This is a genomic window from Agrobacterium salinitolerans (assembly GCF_002008225.1).
Taxonomy (GTDB): Bacteria; Pseudomonadota; Alphaproteobacteria; order Rhizobiales; family Rhizobiaceae; genus Agrobacterium; species Agrobacterium salinitolerans.
Genome location: NZ_MRDH01000027.1, coordinates 165,785 through 181,939 on the forward strand (window position 1 = coordinate 165,785; position 16,155 = coordinate 181,939).

A 16,155-nucleotide genomic window follows, 5' to 3' on the forward strand; every position below is an offset into this window, starting at 1 on the left:
GGTCCGCTTGAGAGCTTGTCGTTCAGCGCGTGGCTTTGGGGCCGCTTGCCAGAAGGATGACGGAGATGATGATGAGGCCGGTGAGGATGAGGCGGATGCCGGCGCCGAAACCATAGGTGTTCAGCATCGATACCACCAGGAACATGAAAAGCGAGGCGCCCCAGATGCCAGGCACATTGGAATCACCACCCGCGACCGCCGTGCCGCCAATGACGACGACGGCGATGGACATCAGCAGATATTCCGAGCCCATGTTGAGCGCAGCACCGCCGGAGAAGCTGGCGAGAAGATAACCGGCAATCGCCGCCAGCACCGCGCAGAGCACATAGGTGACGAAACGGGCGCCGTCCACCGGAATGCCGGTCATACGGGCGGCGAAGGTGCTCTGGCCGATGGCGGAAATCCAGCGGCCGTAAAACGAGCGGTCGAGAAGCAGCCAGGCGATGACGGAAAGCAGCAGGGCGACAAGCGCCACGTTGGGGATGCCGAAGAAGCTCGACGTGGCGAATGTGGCCAAAGTGTCCGGCGGCTTGATGCGCAGGCCGCGGTTCGACCAGATGGCGATGGATTGCACGATGAAGCTCATGGAGAGCGTCGCGATGATCGGCGGGATGCGCAGGAGTTTGATCAGCGCATAATTGCCGATGCCGATGGCGATGCCGATCAGGATGGCGATCAGCAGTCCAGGCAGAATGAGACCGTCCGACACATCCATGAATTTGAGCGCCAGCGTGCCTGACAGCGTCATTGTGGCGGGAACGCAGAGGTCGATATTGCCGGGCCCGAGCGTGATGACGAACATCTGGCCGATGCCGACGATGACCGAAAAGGCCGCGAAGGTGAGTGCTGCATGCGACAGGCCGAAGGAGCTTGCGCCGCCGGTGAAGAGCACGGTGACGATCCAGACCGCAATGGTTGCGGCAAAGGACCAGATCCATGGTTTTCCGGTGAGGGAAGAGAGCCCGTTCATTGATTTTTCTCCCGTTTTTCAAGACGGTTGAGCAGGATGCGCAGCGCCAGCACGATGATCAGGATCGCCCCTTGAGCGCCGATCTGCCAGTCGGGCGAAATGCGCATGAAAGAGAGGAACGAGCCGGCGAGCGTCAGCGTCAGCGCGCCGATGACGGCGCCGATGGGGGAGACCCTGCCGCCGACGAATTCGCCGCCGCCGAGGATGACGCCGGCAATCGACAGCAGCGTGTAACGCAGCGCGATATTAGCATCCGCCGATGTCGTCAGCCCCACAAGAGCGATACCGGACAGCACCGCGAAGAAACCGGCCAACGCAAAGGTGGCGGCGCGGATGCCGATGACCGACCAGCCGGAGCGCTCGACCGAGCGGAAATTGCCGCCGACGCCGCGCATCAACACTCCGAAGGAAGAGCGCATGACGATATAATGGGCGACCGCCGCGATCAGGATGCTGGCGACGATGGCGATTGGCACGAGCGGCGGTTTCGCCGTCATCAGCGTGCGGATGAAGGCAGGCGCCTGGCCGCCGGGCGAGGGGAGGATGAGGACGGCGAGGCCGCCCCAGACGAAGCTCATGCCAAGTGTAACGACGATGGAGGGCAGGTTGCGGATATGGATGATGGCGCCGAGCAATGCATAAACCGCAATCGCACCGGCAAAAATCGCAATTCCGAGGGCGGGCGTGGTTTGCAGGAAAGTGGCGGTTACACAGGCGCAGAAACTGACGAAGGCGCCCATCGACAGATCGAGATCGTTGACCGACATGATCAGCATCTGCGCAATGGTGGCGAGCGCAATCGGCACGGCCAGATTGAACAGCAGGTTCATGCCGGTATAGCTCATGGCGCGCGGCTGCATGTAGAAGACGGCGGCTAGCAGGAAGGCGAGCGAGGCGGCGGGAATGATGAGGCGGAGCGCGTTTGCGGAGAGTTTCATGCGTGGTCTTCTCCGGAAAAGGAGGCGGCCAGCACATTCTGCTCGGTAATATCGTCGCCGACGAGTTCCGCCTGGATGGCGCCGTCGCGGAACACATAGACCCGGTCGCAGAGACGGATTTCATCCATTTCGGTGGAGTACCAGATGAAGGTGCGGCCGTTCGAGGCTTCGGTTCTCAAGATGTCGTAGACCTCCTGTTTGGTGCCGATATCAACGCCGCGCATCGGGTCGTCCATCAGAACGGTGCTGGCGGTGGTGGCGAGCGCGCGGGCGAATAGCACCTTCTGCTGGTTGCCGCCGGAGAGCGAAAGGATCTTGTTGCCCATGTCGGGCGTGCGAATTTCGATGCGCTTTTTCCACTGCGCCCCAAGGTCGGTTTCCCTGCCCCTGTCCACCATGCCTGCTGTTGAAATATCTCTAAGCGAGGCGATGGACAGGTTTTTGAGGATGCTCCACAGCGGAAAAGTACCGTTCAGGCTGCGGTCGCCCGCCACGAAGGCGAGATCGGTCTTGCGCGCGGGTAGCCAGCTATTGTTGCGGGCAAGGTAAAGATCGAGCAGCGCTTCGGTCTGGCCATGGCCGCCGAGACCGGCAAGGCCGACGATCTCGCCGCGAAAGGCCTCGAAAGCAAGGCCTTCGCCCCGGCGTGCCGGCATGGAAAGCACCTTCTCGCCCGCCTTGCGGCTTTCACCCCGTCGCCTGTCCTGTTCCTTGACGACGCTGCCCATGGCCTCAACCAGCGAGCGGGTGGTGAAGTCGGCGGCCTTCCGGTCGGCCACCACCCGGCCATCCTTCATCACCACGATACGGGTGGCCGTCGAAAGAATTTCGCCGAGAATATGCGAGATCAGCAGAACCGATCCGCCCTCACGCACGAAACGGCGGACATAATCCATCAGCTGCTCGGCGAGACCGGCATCGAGGGAGGACGTCGGCTCATCGAGGATCACCAGTCTCGGTGCGTGCGGCATGCGGCAGAAATTGATGGCGATTTCCACCATCTGCCGTTCGGCGATGGAAAGCTCGGCCACGGTCAGCTCGCAATCGACGCCGTGGCCGGGAAAAATTTCATCCAGTGCCTGCCGGATCGTCGTCAGCGCACGGACGCGCCAGTTTCGCCCACCCGCGGAGGCATGCATGATGCGGACATTTTCGCTGATCGTCAGGTTCGGACAGAGCGACAGTTCCTGAAACACGCAGCGAACGCCGTTCGCGCGCGCGGCGGCAATGCCGTGGCGGTTTTCGTTGCCGCCATAGGAAACGGAACCCTCATGTGGCGTTAGCCCACCATTGATAACGTTGACGATGGTGGACTTTCCCGCGCCGTTATGGCCGACAAGCCCGAGGCATTCCCCCGTGCGGATGACGAGATCGGCCCCATCCAGCGCTCTTACCGCGCCGAACACGACCTTCACGCCGCGCGCGGCGACGACTTCTTGCGCCTCGATGATGTCATTCATGAGCAATTACGCCAGTGATCTGAAATTGAATATGGAGGTCGCTGCGGCGCTTCTTTTTAAAGCGCCGCAGGAGAAGTTTGTGAATGCGCGACTTATTTTGTCGACGAAATCACCTTCTGGGCATCCTCAAGCGAATATTCCACATTCGCCACGCCACCCTTCTGGGTGTTCTTGAGGTTCTCCTCAAGATTGGCCTGGTCGATGCGCAGGAACGGAACCGTCAGGTCCTTCTTCACATCCTTGCCGTCAAGAATCTGCTGCGCCACCCAGAAAGCCAGCGTCGAAACACCAGGGGCGATGGAAACGGACATGGTTTCGTAGCCGCTGGCATCCTTCTGCTGTTTCCACCATTGCAGCTCGTCTTCGCGGTTGCCCATGACGATGGTGGGGGTTGGACGCTTGGCGGCGGCGAAAGCCTGTGCCGCACCGTAACCGTCACCGCCCTGCGTGACGACAGCGGCGATTTCGGGAAGGCTCGGCAGAATGCCGGCGACGGCGCGCTGGGCAACATCCTGCGCCCAGTCGCCGTTGACCGAACCGACGATCTTGAACTGCGGGTTCTTGGCGACGGCGTCGACGATGCCGGCATGGATTTCGTCATCGACCGAAACGCCGGCGAGGCCGCGAATTTCGAGCAGGTTTCCACCCTTCGGCATGGCCTTGGCGAGATAGTCGATCTGGCTTGCGCCCATCGCCTTGAAATCGACGGCGATGCGCCATGCGCAGGGTTCGGTGACGATGCCGTCGAAGGATACGACGGTGATGCCGGCATCACAGGCTTCCTTTACCGCGCCGTTAAGGGCGGTGGGCGAAGCGGCATTGATGACGATGGCGTCGTAACCCTGGAGAATGAGGTTCTGGATCTGCGCGGCCTGTTCGGTCGCCTGGTTTTCGGCTGTGGTGAAGGCGTCAGCGGCGGCGACCTGCTTGTCGGCAACCGCCTGCTTGGTGATCTTGTCCCAGCTCGTCAGCATCGCCTGACGCCAGGAATTGCCGGCATAATTGTTTGAAAGCGCGATTTTTTTGGCCGACGTATCGGCATGAGCGGTGATCGGCAAAGCTGCGCATGCGACAGCGGCCGATGCCATAAGCATCTTCCTGAAAGCCATTTGATTTCCTCCCTCGTGGCTTGCCCTTTTCGAGCCCGGAATTCTCGCAACACCGCAAATCTCCTCGGCGGCAGGCGGAATTCCTTTGCACTGGAGCTCCTTTCCCCAGTAAAAGCGAGAATGACCAAGAAGATTTGGCTTGTATAGGCGGATCACGGCAATCTTCCTGCGGGTTTCCGCAGAAAGCATGCGGGAACCCGCAGGACGAAACGCCGCCGCCGGGCGCAGAATGAACGGTGCGGCGCCCAAAGGATTGAATTCGCCGCGATGGTCGAAGGCAGGCGCTTGGGAGGGCGTCCGCACATGCTGGATACGCCGAAAAGCGCTCTTTTTCATCATTATATGGGCATTTCGCGGCTGCTTGCCGGGCAGCTCGAATTCAACGCCATCATCCAGGCGGTCGCCACCGAGATCGGCCATATCATTCCGCATGACCATATGGATGTCTGCATCAAGCAGCTGGATGACAAATATCACATCGCTTATGAGAGCGGCCTCGTCAGCGCCTGGAGCCGGCAGCCGCCCGCCCTTCTGACCGGCAGCCCGATCCGGACACTGCTGTCAGGCGAGGTGGAATACCTCTTGAGCGGCGATGCCTGCTCCGATCCGCGCTTTCATTTCGAAGGGTCGTTTTCGAGCCCGATCATCGAACTTAACCTGCATAGCCGGCTGCATGTACCGATGAAGGTGCATGGCGACATTATCGGCGCGCTGAGTTGCTCCTCCCACCAGTCGGACGCCTATACGATGGAGGATGTGGCGAATGCCCGCGCCGTCGCGGATTTGCTGGCCCCTTATTTTTACGCCATCCGCGCCGCCGAGCAGGCCAAACGCTCCGCCATCGAGGAGGCGCGCGCCAATGCTCGCGAAGAGGGCCTGCGGCTGGGGGCGCTGCAATTGACGGAGGCACTGGAGGCCGAACGACAGCGTATCGGCATGGATCTGCACGACCAGACGCTGGCGGATTTGACGCGGCTGGCGCGGCGCATCGAGCGGATGAGCCATTCGCCCGATGTTTCCGGCGAGATGCTGGAACCGGTGGTGCGCAGCCTGCAGCATTGCATGCAGGACCTGCGCGAGATCATCGAGGAGGCAAAACCCTCGATCCTGCAATTGTTCGGTGTCGTTGAGGCGATCGAGACCTATGTGGACCGCTCCGTGCGCGATAGCGGCTCGGTTATAGAGTGGTCGGTCATGGATGAGACGGACGGGCTGGTGGAGAGGCTCGACAAGACGGTGGCCATCTCGCTGTTCCGCATCGTGCAGGAGGCGGTCAATAACGCCATTCGCCATGCCCAGCCGGAAACCATTGCCGTGAACCTCACCGCCGTCGATGGCGGGCTGAGGGTGACGGTGAGCGATGATGGCAATGGCGGCGGTGACGGCGCGGCTTCCGGCGGCCTCGGCATCGGCAATATGAAGACGCGGGCGCGGCTGATTTCGGCGAAATTCGATATTGGCGGCAACCGCAACGGGGCGGGCACATGCATCACCGTGACCCTGCCGGAAGGTGCTTTCGATCACCGGGAGGATGTATGACATGGACGTGCTGATCGTCGAGGACGATGCGCTGCACCGCGCCTATTTGAACGAAGCGGTGCGCGCCGCGCTGCCGGAATGCGACAATGTGGTGGAAGCGGCGAACGGCAGGACCGGCGAGAAGCTTGCGCGGGAAAACCGGGCCGCCCATATCGTCATGGATTTGCAGATGAACGAGCGCAACGGCATCGAGGCGGCGCGCACCATCTGGAAGGAAAGGCCGGATACCCGCATCCTGTTCTGGTCCAACTATTCCGACGAGGCCTATGTGCGCGGTGTTTCCCGCATCGTGCCGGAAGGCGCCGCCTATGGCTACGTACTGAAATCGGCCTCCGATGACCGCCTGCGGCTGGCGCTGCGCAGCATCTTCATCGAGGCGCAATGCGTGATCGACCGGGAGGTACGCGGCCTGCAGGAAAAGAGCCTGGGCAAGGCCCATGGCTTCACCGATTCCGAATATGAAATCCTGATCGATGTCGCGCTCGGCCTCACCGACAAGGCGATTGCCCGCCGTCGCAACCTGTCGCTGCGCAGCGTGCAGAACCGGCTGCAAAGCCTCTACGAGAAGCTGAACGTGCATCAGGCGGCCGGCGACGACGAGGCGGAGGGGCGATATAATCTCCGCACCCGTGCGGTTACCGTCGCTTTCCTGCGTAAGCTGTTGAATTACAGCGCGCTGGAAAGAGCCGAACGGGAACTGGCGGAATGGGCTGCTAGCCGTTGACCGCTTAGGGAAGAAAGGCCAGCAGCCGCCTTTCATCGGCCCTGAGGCCGGAAACGGGTTTTGCACCGACCTTCAGGATGCGCCCGAGTTTTTTCCGGGCTTTTTCTTCTGTCGCAATGTCGAGAACGGCAGGGTGCACATAGCTCTTGCGGCAGATGGCGGGCGTGTTGGAAAGCTCTGATGCGGCCGCCTGACACATGCCCTTTATGCTCGGTTTCTCACCCGCTGCGACGTGCTCCATCGCGTTGCAGAAGGCTGCCAGTGTTCCGCCCCAGGTACGGAAGGTCTTGGCCGAAATGCCCTGACCGCCAATGCGCGAAAGATAGGCGTTGAGGTCGCTGGAATCGACGGAATGCACCCGGTTTTCGCTATCCTGCCAGACGAAGAGTTCCTTGCCGGGCAGGTCGGAGATCTCCTCGAGGATTTTCTGAAGGCGCGGGTGGCGCAATTGCCGTTTTACCTTCTGCCCGCCCTTGGCGGCAAATCGCAACTCGATAGTTTCACCGAAGGAGACGTGCCGCTTGAGCAGCGTCGTTGCGCCATAGGTGCCGTTGGTTTCGAGATAGGAGCGGTTGCCGACGCGCAGATAGGCGGCATCGAGCAGCAGTGTGAGCGCTGCAAGCGTCATTTCCTGCCCGTGGTCCTGTTTTTCTATATCGGCGATGGCGCGGCGGCGGATGGCAGGCAGCGCCTTGCCGAAGCTTTTGAGCTGGAAAAATTTCGTCTCGCCCCGGAACGCGTGCCAGTCGGGATGATAGCGATATTGTTTTCGTCCCCGGGAATCGAAGCCCGTAGCCTGCAGATGGCCGGCGGGGTCGATGCATATCCAGACGTCCCTATAGGCGGGCGGCACGCCGAGCGCCTTGATGCGCTTCAGTTCGACGCTGTCGGAGAGAAGCTCGCCGCCCGGCAGGCGGTAACAGAAACCGCGCCCGCGTTTCTCCCGGGCAATGCCCGGCTCCTGATCGTTGACATAGGCAAGTCCGATTTTGGCAAGAAGGCGGGTTGGCGGTTGTGGCATTGTTTTTCCCGGCAGGTTTCACGCTGCGGCAAACGAAAAACAGGCCGCCTTCGTTCCGGCGGCCTGTCGCTCCAATCGTGAGTTTTCTCAGCCGGTCTTTTTAATCAGCCGGCCTTGGCGATCCGCAGAATCTGCGAGTTCCCTCCGCCGCGCTCTTCGGTCACGGCATAGATCGCGCCATCCGGCCCGACCTTCACGTCGCGAATGCGCGCCTCCAGCGGCAACCGGCTTTCGGTCGCGACCCTGTCGCCATCGATATGCAGGATGACGAGACCCTGGCTTACCAGACCGCCGACGATGAAAGCGCCCTTCCATTCGGGGATCTGGTCGCCGTCATAATAGGCCATGCCGGAGGGGCCGATGACCGGGTCCCAATAATAAGCCGGCTGCTCCATGCCTTCTTTTGCGGTAACGCCTTCGCCAACCGACCTTCCGCTATATTCGACGCCATAGGTGATGACCGGCCAGCCGTAGTTCAGGCCGGCTTTCGGCATGTTCAGCTCATCGCCGCCGCGCGGGCCGTGTTCCACGGTCCAGAGCCTGCCTTCTCCGTCCAGCGCTGCCGCCTGCAGGTTGCGGTGGCCATAGCTCCAGATTTCGGGCAGGGCGTTCTGTTGGCTGGCGAAGGGATTGCCTTCAAAGGCCTTGCCCTTTGTATCGATGCGGAAGACCTTGCCAAGCCCGCTCGACAGGTCCTGCGCCTGCACGCGCGGCTTTGCGTCAGAACGTTCTCCGACAGTGACATAAAGCTCGCTGTTTGGCCCGAAAACGAGGCGGGAGCCGAAATGCTTGTCGCCGTCGTAGGTCGGCATCTGACGGAAAATAACCGATACATCGTCCAGCTTTGCCGCGCCGCTTTCCTCGGCCAGTTTTGCCGAGGCTACCGACGTGCCATTGCCGCCATCGCGCGGTTCGGAGAAGGAGAAGAAGATCGTGCGCGATGTTTCGAAATCGGGAGCCAGCGCGATGTCGAGAAGTCCGCCCTGTCCGTCGGACGCCACCTCCGGTACACCTTCTATCGCCGGGCCGGCCTTGCCGTCGGCGACGATATGCATGGCGCCTTCCTTGGCCGCGACGATCATGCGGCCATCTGGCAGAAACTCCATCGACCAGAGATGCGGCAGGCCGTCAGCGATCACGGTTTTTTCAACGCTTGGCTGCGCGGCGGCCTGCGGCGCGCGGGTCTGCCCCTCAAAAGCCGGTTTCTGATCCGGCGCGTTCGGCCGTTTCGTTTCGGCAGCCGGGGCCTGGGCCTGCGCAATCCCGGCAAGCGGCATGGTGAGCAGCGCGCACAGGATCGTCGAACTCAGAAATCGGTTGTTGTGGAACATGGGTCTCCCTTCCATCGTTTACGTCTGGTCGAGAACCATTTGGGGAGCATTTCGTTTCCTGCGATAGTTTCAAGAAAACTTGATCATTGCGTGTGCAGACGGCACGCTCTTTTCTCATCCATGCGAATTCATAAGGAACCGCCGGCCTGCGGTCACGTTTTCCTCTTTGTTACACGGAGGGCGCCATGCAGATCATCGACAACAAGACCGTAGACGGGAACAGAGCCAAGCCGATCCTCAACGTCGCGGAATTCTGCCGGCGTTACCGGCTGGACAAGGCCGAGGAAACCCGGCTCAGAAAGCTGTTCGGCGAATTTGCTTCGCGGCACGAGCTTCTGATGAATGCGCAGCGCAAGCCGAGCTTTCGCTGATCATTCTTGCCGGTCGATAGATTTTCCGAAGATCATGAAGACATCATAGCGGGTATTCTTGCCCGTTATCTGATGCGAAGGCTTGCGAATGCCCGGCATCGGATCGGCGCGGAGCGGCCATTTCAGAACCACCCGCTTCGTTGCATTCTCCAGTGCAACCTCCATCAGCTCCACCTGGTCCGGGTCGGAGCCAACCAGTTCCCTCAGCACCCGCATCTCCTTTTTCACCAACGCCGTGTTGTGGCGCGGCGGATGCATGGGGTCGACGATCACCACCTCCGGTGAAAGCTCTTTCAGCAACTGGCGTGAATCTCCGTGAAGCAGCGTCATGCGCGCCGCCGCCTCGGCATAGGCGCCGCCCGCCTCCAGCGCGCGGCGAATGCCATCGGCGAGGTGAGCATGCATGTCCGGCGAGCGTTCGATGAGGGTCACTTCCGCGCCGAGTGAGGCAAGCAGAAAGGCATCCCGCCCGAGCCCGGCCGTGGCATCGACGATTTTTGGCATGCGGCCTTTGGTGAAACCGGCGGCTTTCGGCAGGGCCTGCCCGCGCCCTTCGCCGGAGCGGAAACGGTGCCCGACCGCGCCGCCGACAAAATCCACCACGAAGCTTTCGTTTTGTTCCTTCATCTGGACCTCAGAACGGGCAGGGTACGATATAGGTGACGTCACGGCCATCGGGATGGCGGAACCCGACCTCCTGCGCATGCAGCATCAGGCGCGGCGCGGCGGCGAGCGCTTCGCCTTCGGCATAAAATTCGTCACCGAGGATCGGATGGCCGAGCGCCTTCATATGCACCCGCAATTGGTGGGTGCGGCCGGTAAGCGGGGTCAGCGCCAGTCTGGTTGCGGGAAGCGGCAGTCGCTCCAGCACCCGCCAAAGGCTCTGCGCCGGTTTGCCGTTTTCTTGGTCGACCCGGTGACGGGGCTTGTTTTCGGGATCGATGGCCAGCGGCAAATCCACCTCGCCCTCTTCGCCCGCGACATCTCCCCAGACAATGGCCACATAGGATTTGCGCGTCTGGCGATTTTCAAACTGCGACGCAATCGCCGCATGCGCCTTGCGGTTCAGGGACATCAGCACGATACCCGATGTGTCCTTGTCGAGCCGGTTGATCATCAGCGCTTTCGGGAACTGTTTCTGCACACGCGACATCAGGCTGTCCGAAAGCGCCGGATCGCGCCCCGGCACGGAGAGAAGCCCGCTTGGCTTGTCGAGCACCAGAAGATCGTCGTCGCGGTGCACGATGGTGAGCCAGGGGTCGAGCGGCGGATGATAGACGGGGTTGGAAAGCTTGGATGACATGTCGCTTCCTTAGCACGAATTGCGCATTCGGACAGGCGCGAGAGCATTCCCAGGAAAAGTGGAACCCGGTTTTCCGTCCGGAAATGCGCCAAAACAAAGAGTTAGAGTGTTTTCGCGATTCGAAGAAAAGCGAAAACTCTAGTCGGGAATATGGAGATTGACCCGCCCGCTGGTCAGGTCGCTGAGAAGACGGGTAAGCCGTTCGGCTTCTTCCGTCGGAACCGAGAGTAGCATATCCGCGCCGGCGCCGGTAAAATCTTCCCTTTCCAGACGCAGGTTCGGTGTGGCGGAGAGGCGCGATTTCACCAGCGCCAGATCGGAGAAAGGGCAGCTGAGCGTCGCAATGACATAGGCGATGACCGGTGACGTCTCGCCAAGTCGCAGGCAGGCAGCCGCGGTGCCGCCATAAGCGCGCATCAGGCCGCCGCTGCCAAGGAGAATGCCGCCGAACCAGCGGATGACGAGAACGGCGACATTATCGAGTGTCTGGCCGTCGATGGCCTGAAGGACCGGTTTTCCGGCCGTTCCCGAGGGTTCGCCGTCATCGCTGAAACGATAGGCCTGGCCGCTTCGCCATGCCCAGCAATTATGGTTCGCATCCGGATCGGAATGCGCCGCAAGAAAGTTCTTCGCATCCTCTTCACCCGTCACCGGCGTGGCAAAGGCGATGAAGCGGCTTTTCTTGATATCCTGCGAAAAGGTGACGGGTCGGTCGAGCGTGAACATGGGCGTTTCAATATCGCATATATTCGCATGCGGAAATCGGTATAAGGCTCGGAATGGCGAAGATGGCGATGGAGAGGGTTTTGGCAAAGGCGAGGCAGGTCGCGATTATCGGCGGCGGACCGGCGGGGCTGATGGCGGCCGAGATGCTTTCGGCCGCAGGCCATGCCGTGGCGGTGTTCGAGGCGATGCCGACCGTGGCGCGTAAATTGCTGATGGCCGGAAAATCCGGCCTCAACATCACCCATGCCGAAGACTACGACAGCTTTTGTCACCGGTTCGGCGATGCGGAACCGAGGCTGCGTGCCGCTCTCGATGATTTTACACCGGATAGGCTGCGCGACTGGGCGCAGGGGCTGGGGCAGGAAACTTTCGTTGGCACTTCGGGCCGGGTGTTTCCGACCGTCATGAAGGCCTCGCCGCTGCTGCGGGCATGGCTCGCCCGGCTGGAGGCGCAGGGGGTGACGATCAGGACGCGGCATCGCTGGACGGGTTTTTCCGGCAAGCACCTGGTTTTCGCGACACCGGAGGGCGAGATCACCATCAAGGCCGATGCCGTTCTTCTGGCGCTCGGCGGCGCAAGCTGGCCGCGTCTCGGCTCCGATGCCGCATGGGTTCCGGCGCTGGCGGAGAAAGGCGTGGCGCTTTCCCCGTTCCGCCCCGCCAATTGCGGTTTTGACGTGGACTGGAGCGATGTCTTCCGCACGCGTTTTGCGGGTGAAGCGGTGAAATCCACGATCACCATTTCGCCGGCAGGGGCCTTCCAGGGCGAATTCGTCATCACGAAGCATGGTATTGAGGGCAGCGTTATCTACGCCCATTCCGCTGCGCTGCGCGACCGGCTGGAAGAGGCGGGCAAAGTGTCCCTCGCAACCGATCTTGCGCCCGGACGTACGGTGGAACGCCTCAGCCGCGATCTGGCGAAGCTCGGGCGGAAGGAGAGTTTTGCAAACCGCATGCGCAAGACGGCCGGCTTATCGGCGGTGAAAGTCGGGCTTCTGCGGGAAATTTTTCCCGACATCGCCGCCATGCCGGATGAGTTCGTCGCCGCGAGAATAAAACATGCCGAAATACCGCTCTTGCGGCCGAGACCGATTGCCGAGGCGATTTCATCGGCCGGCGGCGTGGCGTGGAACGGTCTCGATGGGAACTACATGCTGGAAATGCTCCCCGGCATATTTGCTGCCGGGGAAATGCTGGACTGGGAAGCGCCGACCGGCGGTTATCTCTTGACCGCCTGTTTCGCCACCGGGAAGGCCGCTGCAAAGGGCATGGCCGCGTGGCTCGAAACTTAGCCTGACAGCCGTTCCGCCATGCCTGCATCTTCGCCGGAAGCGGTTCTGACGAGGCAGCGCATGATGGCATCGGTGGTGACGGCGCCGAGCGCCTTGCCGTCTTCACCGACGACCGTGGCGCTGCTGACATTTTCGCGGACGAGCGCACGCAAACCCTCTTCGACCGTCATGCCCGCATCGAGCTGAAGCCGCGACTGGCCGGAAAATTCCGGCTGAACGACGGCGCCGAGGCGGATGACCCGGCCGCGATTGACCTCTTCGACGAAGGCTTCGATATAGCTGTCGGCAGGCGACATGACGATTTCGGCGGCGGTGCCCTGCTGGATGATCTCGCCGTCGCGCAGGATGGCGATCTTGTCTCCAAGCCGCAGCGCCTCGTCGAGATCGTGGGTGATGAAGACGACGGTCTTTTTCAGTTCCTTCTGCAATTCCAGCAGCACCGTCTGCATGTCGACGCGGATCAATGGATCGAGTGCCGAATAGGCTTCGTCCATCAAAAGGATTTCGGCATTGTTGGTCAACGCGCGCGCAAGGCCCACACGCTGCTGCATGCCGCCCGAAAGCTGGTTCGGATAGTGGCTGGAGAAGCCTTCCAGCCCCACGCGCCTGATCCAGACTTCCGCCCTTTCCTCCCGCTCGCGCTTGTCGACGCCCTGCACCTCGAGACCGTAGACGACATTCTGCAGCACGTTGCGGTGTGGGAGCAGCCCGAATTTCTGGAACACCATCGCCGTCTTGTGGCGACGAAACTCCAGAAGGTCCGCTTCGTTGAGGCGACAGACATCGGTGCCGCCATAGAGGATTTCACCGGCGGTCGGGTCGATCAGCCGGTTGACGTGGCGGATCAATGTCGACTTGCCCGAGCCGGAAAGGCCCATGATGACGGTGATCTGTCCGCCCGGCATGGTGATGTTGATATCGCGCAGGCCGAGCACATGACCATGTTTGGCGTTGAGATCCGCCTTGGACATGCCGGCCTTGACGGGTTCGACATAGTCGGCCGCCTTGGGCCCGAAAATCTTGTAAAGGCTGCGAATTTCGATCGATTGACTAGCCATGCGCCACTTCCCGGTGTTTTTGCAGGCGAAGGCCATAGGCCTGGCTGATGCGGTCGAAGATGATGGCGATGCCGACAATGGCAAGCCCGTTGAACACGCCGAGCGTGAAATACTGGTTGGCGATTGCCTTCAGCACCGGCTGGCCAAGACCCTGCACGCCGATCATGGAGGCAATGACGACCATGGCGAGCGCCATCATGATTGTCTGGTTGATGCCGGCCATGATGGTGGGCAGTGCGAGCGGCAGCTGCACCTTGAAAAGCTTCTGGCGCTTCGAAGAACCGAAGGCGTCCGCTGCTTCCAGCACATCGCTGTCGACCATGCGGATGCCGAGATTGGTGAGCCGGATCATCGGCGGAATGGCGTAGATAACAACGGCTATGACGCCCGGCACGCGGCCGATGCCGAGCAGCATGACGACGGGAATGAGATAGACGAAACTCGGCATCGTCTGCATGACGTCGAGAATGGGATTGACCACGCTCTGCAGGCGGTTGGAGCGCGCCATGGCGATACCGATCGGCAGGCCGACAATGATGGACAGCACGGCGCAGACGAAGATCATCGAGACCGTCTTCATCGTGTCTTCCCACATGCCGAACCAGCCGATGGCGAAAAGAATGCCGCAACATAGCGAAACAATGGTGGCGCTGCGGCTGCCGAACCACGCAAGCACGCCGACAATAAGAATAACGATCGGCCAGGGGGTTCCGATCAAAAGCCTTTCCGCCCAGATGAGAAAGCTCTGGAGGGGAGTGAAGAGCCCCTCTATCGCGCCGCCATAGGTTCGGGTGAAGCCCCGGAAACCTTCGTCGATGATTTTTTTCAGCGCGCGCAGAGCATCGTCATTCATGGTCGGAAATTTGAAAAGCCATTCCATATCCTGTTCTCCATGACGAACCGGAGGCGGGGATCGATATCCTCCGCGCTCCGGGAGTAAAATCGCAAGAGCGCCGCGCGTCCATCAGAACGAAAGGGCGGAACGCTCTGTTGAGCCAACGCATCGTCACCGGAAAGCCGGAAGGCGTTCCAGAGCCGATGCGGGTGCGGCGTCGCCGCTGGCGGACGCCGTTTCCCAGGCAGATATGCAGGAACCAGCTTTTAAAGGGCGGCCTTGACCTTTTCCGCGACATCGGGAGATACCCAGCCTGTCCACAGTGCTTCGTTTTCCTTCAGGAAGTGCTTGGCACCGTCTTCACCGGTCGCCTGGTTGTCGGTCATCCAGGCGATCAGCTTGTTGACGGTGTCGTTGGTCCAGGCGCGCTTGTTCAGATAGTCCATGGCTGGGCCGGCGCGGTCGGCAAAGTCCTTGCTGACAAGTGTCTGTACGTCATCCACCTGCCATGCGTTCGGCTTCGGGTCGGCGCAATCGGCAACCGAGGTGCAGCGCTTCCATTCGGCGGCATCATAGTCGGTGCCGAAGCCGAGCTTCACCATCTCGTATTTGCCGAGCAGCGAAGTGGGCGCCCAATAATAACCGACCCATGGCTGCTTGGCTTCATACGCCTTGGCGATGGAGCCATCGAGACCTGCGGCCGAGCCGGTGTCGACGAGGGTGAAACCGGCTTTTTCACCACCGAAAGCCTTGAAAAGCTGTGCGGTGACAACCGTGCCGCCCCAACCCTGCGGACCGTTGAACACGGCGCCCTTGGACTTGTCTTCCGGCGCGGGGAACAGTTCAGGGTGCTTGAAGAGGTCGGGAATGGTCTTGAGATCCGGATTGGCGTCGGCGACATATTTCGGAATCCACCAGCCCTGGACCGCGCCGTCCGAAAGGATCTTGGCTGCTGCGACGACCTTGCCGCCTTCCAGGCCGCGCTTGACGATTTCCGGCTGCAGGCTGACCCAGGCTTCCGGGGCGATATCCGGCTGGCCTTTTTCGGCCATGGAGGTCAATGTCGGCACAGTGTCGCCTGTCACGATTTCGGCGGAACAACCATAGCCGTTGTCAAGAATGAATTTATCGAGGCTGGCGGCGACTTCGGCGGATTGCCAGTTCATGCTGGCAATCGTCACGTTTCCGCAGTCGGCGGCATAGGCGGCCCCCGAAAAGGCGAAGCCGGCTGAAAGAATTGTGGCACCCAAAAGTATTTTCATTTTTGTTCCCTCTGGTCGCGGTGTGGCGAAGACCCGGGTGCTGACGACACCGCGACCGCCAGCACTCTTATTGAGGCTTAATAATTTCTTTGTGGCCATTCCGTTTGCGGCAATTTCTGGCGTATTGAGGATGCCAATTCTCAGACTACCCGCTTTCCCCGGGGGGATATGAGTAAATTTTCCGGTGCGAAGGCCCTGAATTTTCATGCTCTTTAG

The 16,155-nt window shown here is 60.9% G+C and carries 16 protein-coding genes; 4 read left to right on the forward strand and 12 right to left on the reverse strand.

What is annotated here, in order from left to right:
* Window positions 1-22: 22 nt before the first annotated feature.
* From BS627_RS19130 to BS627_RS19145, 4 genes are all read right to left on the reverse strand, one after another.
* A complete protein-coding gene (locus BS627_RS19130) occupies window positions 23-970 on the reverse strand; it encodes an ABC transporter permease (RefSeq protein ID WP_077984759.1) in 948 nt (315 codons plus the stop codon).
* A complete protein-coding gene (locus BS627_RS19135) occupies window positions 967-1,908 on the reverse strand; it encodes an ABC transporter permease (RefSeq protein ID WP_077984760.1) in 942 nt (313 codons plus the stop codon). Before BS627_RS19135 ends, BS627_RS19130 begins: the two co-directional genes overlap by 4 nt.
* On the reverse strand, window positions 1,905-3,368 hold the full coding sequence (locus BS627_RS19140) for a sugar ABC transporter ATP-binding protein (protein ID WP_077984761.1): 1,464 nt from the start codon (window positions 3,366-3,368) through the stop codon (window positions 1,905-1,907). Before BS627_RS19140 ends, BS627_RS19135 begins: the two co-directional genes overlap by 4 nt.
* A gap of 92 nt (window positions 3,369-3,460) precedes the next feature.
* The gene (locus tag BS627_RS19145; protein WP_077984853.1) at window positions 3,461-4,477 is read right to left on the reverse strand and encodes an ABC transporter substrate-binding protein; all 1,017 of its coding nucleotides are present in this window, start codon (window positions 4,475-4,477) and stop codon (window positions 3,461-3,463) included.
* 303 nt (window positions 4,478-4,780) lie between these two features.
* Here BS627_RS19145 and BS627_RS19150 point away from each other — a divergent pair, with 303 nt between their 5' ends.
* Together BS627_RS19150 and BS627_RS19155 are read left to right on the forward strand one after the other, a co-directional pair.
* Window positions 4,781-6,016 carry a GAF domain-containing sensor histidine kinase gene (locus BS627_RS19150; RefSeq protein WP_077984762.1) on the forward strand — a complete coding sequence of 412 codons (1,236 nt, stop codon included), beginning with the start codon at window positions 4,781-4,783 and terminating at the stop codon, window positions 6,014-6,016.
* A gap of 1 nt (window position 6,017) precedes the next feature.
* Window positions 6,018-6,740 carry a response regulator transcription factor gene (locus BS627_RS19155; RefSeq protein WP_077984763.1) on the forward strand — a complete coding sequence of 241 codons (723 nt, stop codon included), beginning with the start codon at window positions 6,018-6,020 and terminating at the stop codon, window positions 6,738-6,740.
* 4 nt (window positions 6,741-6,744) lie between these two features.
* Here BS627_RS19155 and BS627_RS19160 read toward each other — a convergent pair whose 3' ends face one another.
* Both BS627_RS19160 and BS627_RS19165 read right to left on the reverse strand, forming a co-directional pair.
* Complete coding sequence (locus BS627_RS19160) at window positions 6,745-7,761, reverse strand: DNA topoisomerase IB (RefSeq protein ID WP_077984764.1); 1,017 nt, start codon at window positions 7,759-7,761, stop codon at window positions 6,745-6,747.
* Window positions 7,762-7,865: 104 nt separating this feature from the next.
* Window positions 7,866-9,092: a PQQ-dependent sugar dehydrogenase gene (locus BS627_RS19165; RefSeq protein WP_077984765.1), complete on the reverse strand. Its 1,227-nt coding sequence runs from the start codon at window positions 9,090-9,092 to the stop codon at window positions 7,866-7,868.
* Window positions 9,093-9,277: 185 nt separating this feature from the next.
* Between BS627_RS19165 and BS627_RS19170 the strand changes: the two genes are divergently transcribed.
* The gene (locus tag BS627_RS19170) at window positions 9,278-9,463 is read left to right on the forward strand and encodes a hypothetical protein (protein ID WP_077984766.1); all 186 of its coding nucleotides are present in this window, start codon (window positions 9,278-9,280) and stop codon (window positions 9,461-9,463) included.
* Here the strand turns inward: BS627_RS19170 and BS627_RS19175 are convergent, their stop codons facing one another.
* The 3 genes from BS627_RS19175 to BS627_RS19185 all read right to left on the reverse strand — a co-directional run bounded on the left by BS627_RS19175 (window position 9,464) and on the right by BS627_RS19185 (window position 11,492).
* The gene (locus BS627_RS19175) at window positions 9,464-10,090 is read right to left on the reverse strand and encodes a class I SAM-dependent methyltransferase (protein ID WP_077984767.1); all 627 of its coding nucleotides are present in this window, start codon (window positions 10,088-10,090) and stop codon (window positions 9,464-9,466) included.
* Between the two features lie 7 nt (window positions 10,091-10,097).
* Window positions 10,098-10,766 (reverse strand): pseudouridine synthase, encoded by a 669-nt coding sequence (locus BS627_RS19180; RefSeq protein WP_077984768.1) that lies wholly within the window; start codon window positions 10,764-10,766, stop codon window positions 10,098-10,100.
* Between the two features lie 138 nt (window positions 10,767-10,904).
* Complete coding sequence (locus tag BS627_RS19185) at window positions 10,905-11,492, reverse strand: IMPACT family protein (RefSeq protein ID WP_077984769.1); 588 nt, start codon at window positions 11,490-11,492, stop codon at window positions 10,905-10,907.
* Between the two features lie 53 nt (window positions 11,493-11,545).
* Between BS627_RS19185 and BS627_RS19190 the strand changes: the two genes are divergently transcribed.
* Window positions 11,546-12,784: a TIGR03862 family flavoprotein gene (locus BS627_RS19190; RefSeq protein ID WP_077984770.1), complete on the forward strand. Its 1,239-nt coding sequence runs from the start codon at window positions 11,546-11,548 to the stop codon at window positions 12,782-12,784.
* Here BS627_RS19190 and BS627_RS19195 read toward each other — a convergent pair.
* The 3 genes from BS627_RS19195 to BS627_RS19205 all read right to left on the reverse strand — a co-directional run bounded on the left by BS627_RS19195 (window position 12,781) and on the right by BS627_RS19205 (window position 15,939).
* Window positions 12,781-13,842 carry a quaternary amine ABC transporter ATP-binding protein gene (locus BS627_RS19195; RefSeq protein ID WP_077984854.1) on the reverse strand — a complete coding sequence of 354 codons (1,062 nt, stop codon included), beginning with the start codon at window positions 13,840-13,842 and terminating at the stop codon, window positions 12,781-12,783. The genes BS627_RS19190 and BS627_RS19195 overlap by 4 nt on opposite strands.
* Window positions 13,835-14,722, reverse strand: coding sequence for an ABC transporter permease (locus BS627_RS19200; protein ID WP_077984771.1), 888 nt, complete (start codon window positions 14,720-14,722; stop codon window positions 13,835-13,837). Before BS627_RS19200 ends, BS627_RS19195 begins: the two co-directional genes overlap by 8 nt.
* Before the next feature lie 221 nt (window positions 14,723-14,943).
* Window positions 14,944-15,939 (reverse strand): ABC transporter substrate-binding protein, encoded by a 996-nt coding sequence (locus tag BS627_RS19205; RefSeq protein ID WP_077984772.1) that lies wholly within the window; start codon window positions 15,937-15,939, stop codon window positions 14,944-14,946.
* Window positions 15,940-16,155: the final 216 nt, after the last annotated feature.

Coding starts and splice junctions, on each gene's coding strand:
- BS627_RS19130 (WP_077984759.1), bottom strand. CDS start 970: ATGAACGGGCTCTCTTCCCTCACCGGAAAACCATGGATCTGGTCCTTT.
- BS627_RS19135 (WP_077984760.1), bottom strand. CDS start 1,908: ATGAAACTCTCCGCAAACGCGCTCCGCCTCATCATTCCCGCCGCCTCG.
- BS627_RS19140 (WP_077984761.1), bottom strand. CDS start 3,368: ATGAATGACATCATCGAGGCGCAAGAAGTCGTCGCCGCGCGCGGCGTG.
- BS627_RS19145 (WP_077984853.1), bottom strand. CDS start 4,477: ATGGCTTTCAGGAAGATGCTTATGGCATCGGCCGCTGTCGCATGCGCA.
- BS627_RS19150 (WP_077984762.1), top strand. CDS start 4,781: ATGCTGGATACGCCGAAAAGCGCTCTTTTTCATCATTATATGGGCATT.
- BS627_RS19155 (WP_077984763.1), top strand. CDS start 6,018: ATGGACGTGCTGATCGTCGAGGACGATGCGCTGCACCGCGCCTATTTG.
- BS627_RS19160 (WP_077984764.1), bottom strand. CDS start 7,761: ATGCCACAACCGCCAACCCGCCTTCTTGCCAAAATCGGACTTGCCTAT.
- BS627_RS19165 (WP_077984765.1), bottom strand. CDS start 9,092: ATGTTCCACAACAACCGATTTCTGAGTTCGACGATCCTGTGCGCGCTG.
- BS627_RS19170 (WP_077984766.1), top strand. CDS start 9,278: ATGCAGATCATCGACAACAAGACCGTAGACGGGAACAGAGCCAAGCCG.
- BS627_RS19175 (WP_077984767.1), bottom strand. CDS start 10,090: ATGAAGGAACAAAACGAAAGCTTCGTGGTGGATTTTGTCGGCGGCGCG.
- BS627_RS19180 (WP_077984768.1), bottom strand. CDS start 10,766: ATGTCATCCAAGCTTTCCAACCCCGTCTATCATCCGCCGCTCGACCCC.
- BS627_RS19185 (WP_077984769.1), bottom strand. CDS start 11,492: ATGTTCACGCTCGACCGACCCGTCACCTTTTCGCAGGATATCAAGAAA.
- BS627_RS19190 (WP_077984770.1), top strand. CDS start 11,546: ATGGCGAAGATGGCGATGGAGAGGGTTTTGGCAAAGGCGAGGCAGGTC.
- BS627_RS19195 (WP_077984854.1), bottom strand. CDS start 13,842: ATGGCTAGTCAATCGATCGAAATTCGCAGCCTTTACAAGATTTTCGGG.
- BS627_RS19200 (WP_077984771.1), bottom strand. CDS start 14,722: ATGGAATGGCTTTTCAAATTTCCGACCATGAATGACGATGCTCTGCGC.
- BS627_RS19205 (WP_077984772.1), bottom strand. CDS start 15,939: ATGAAAATACTTTTGGGTGCCACAATTCTTTCAGCCGGCTTCGCCTTT.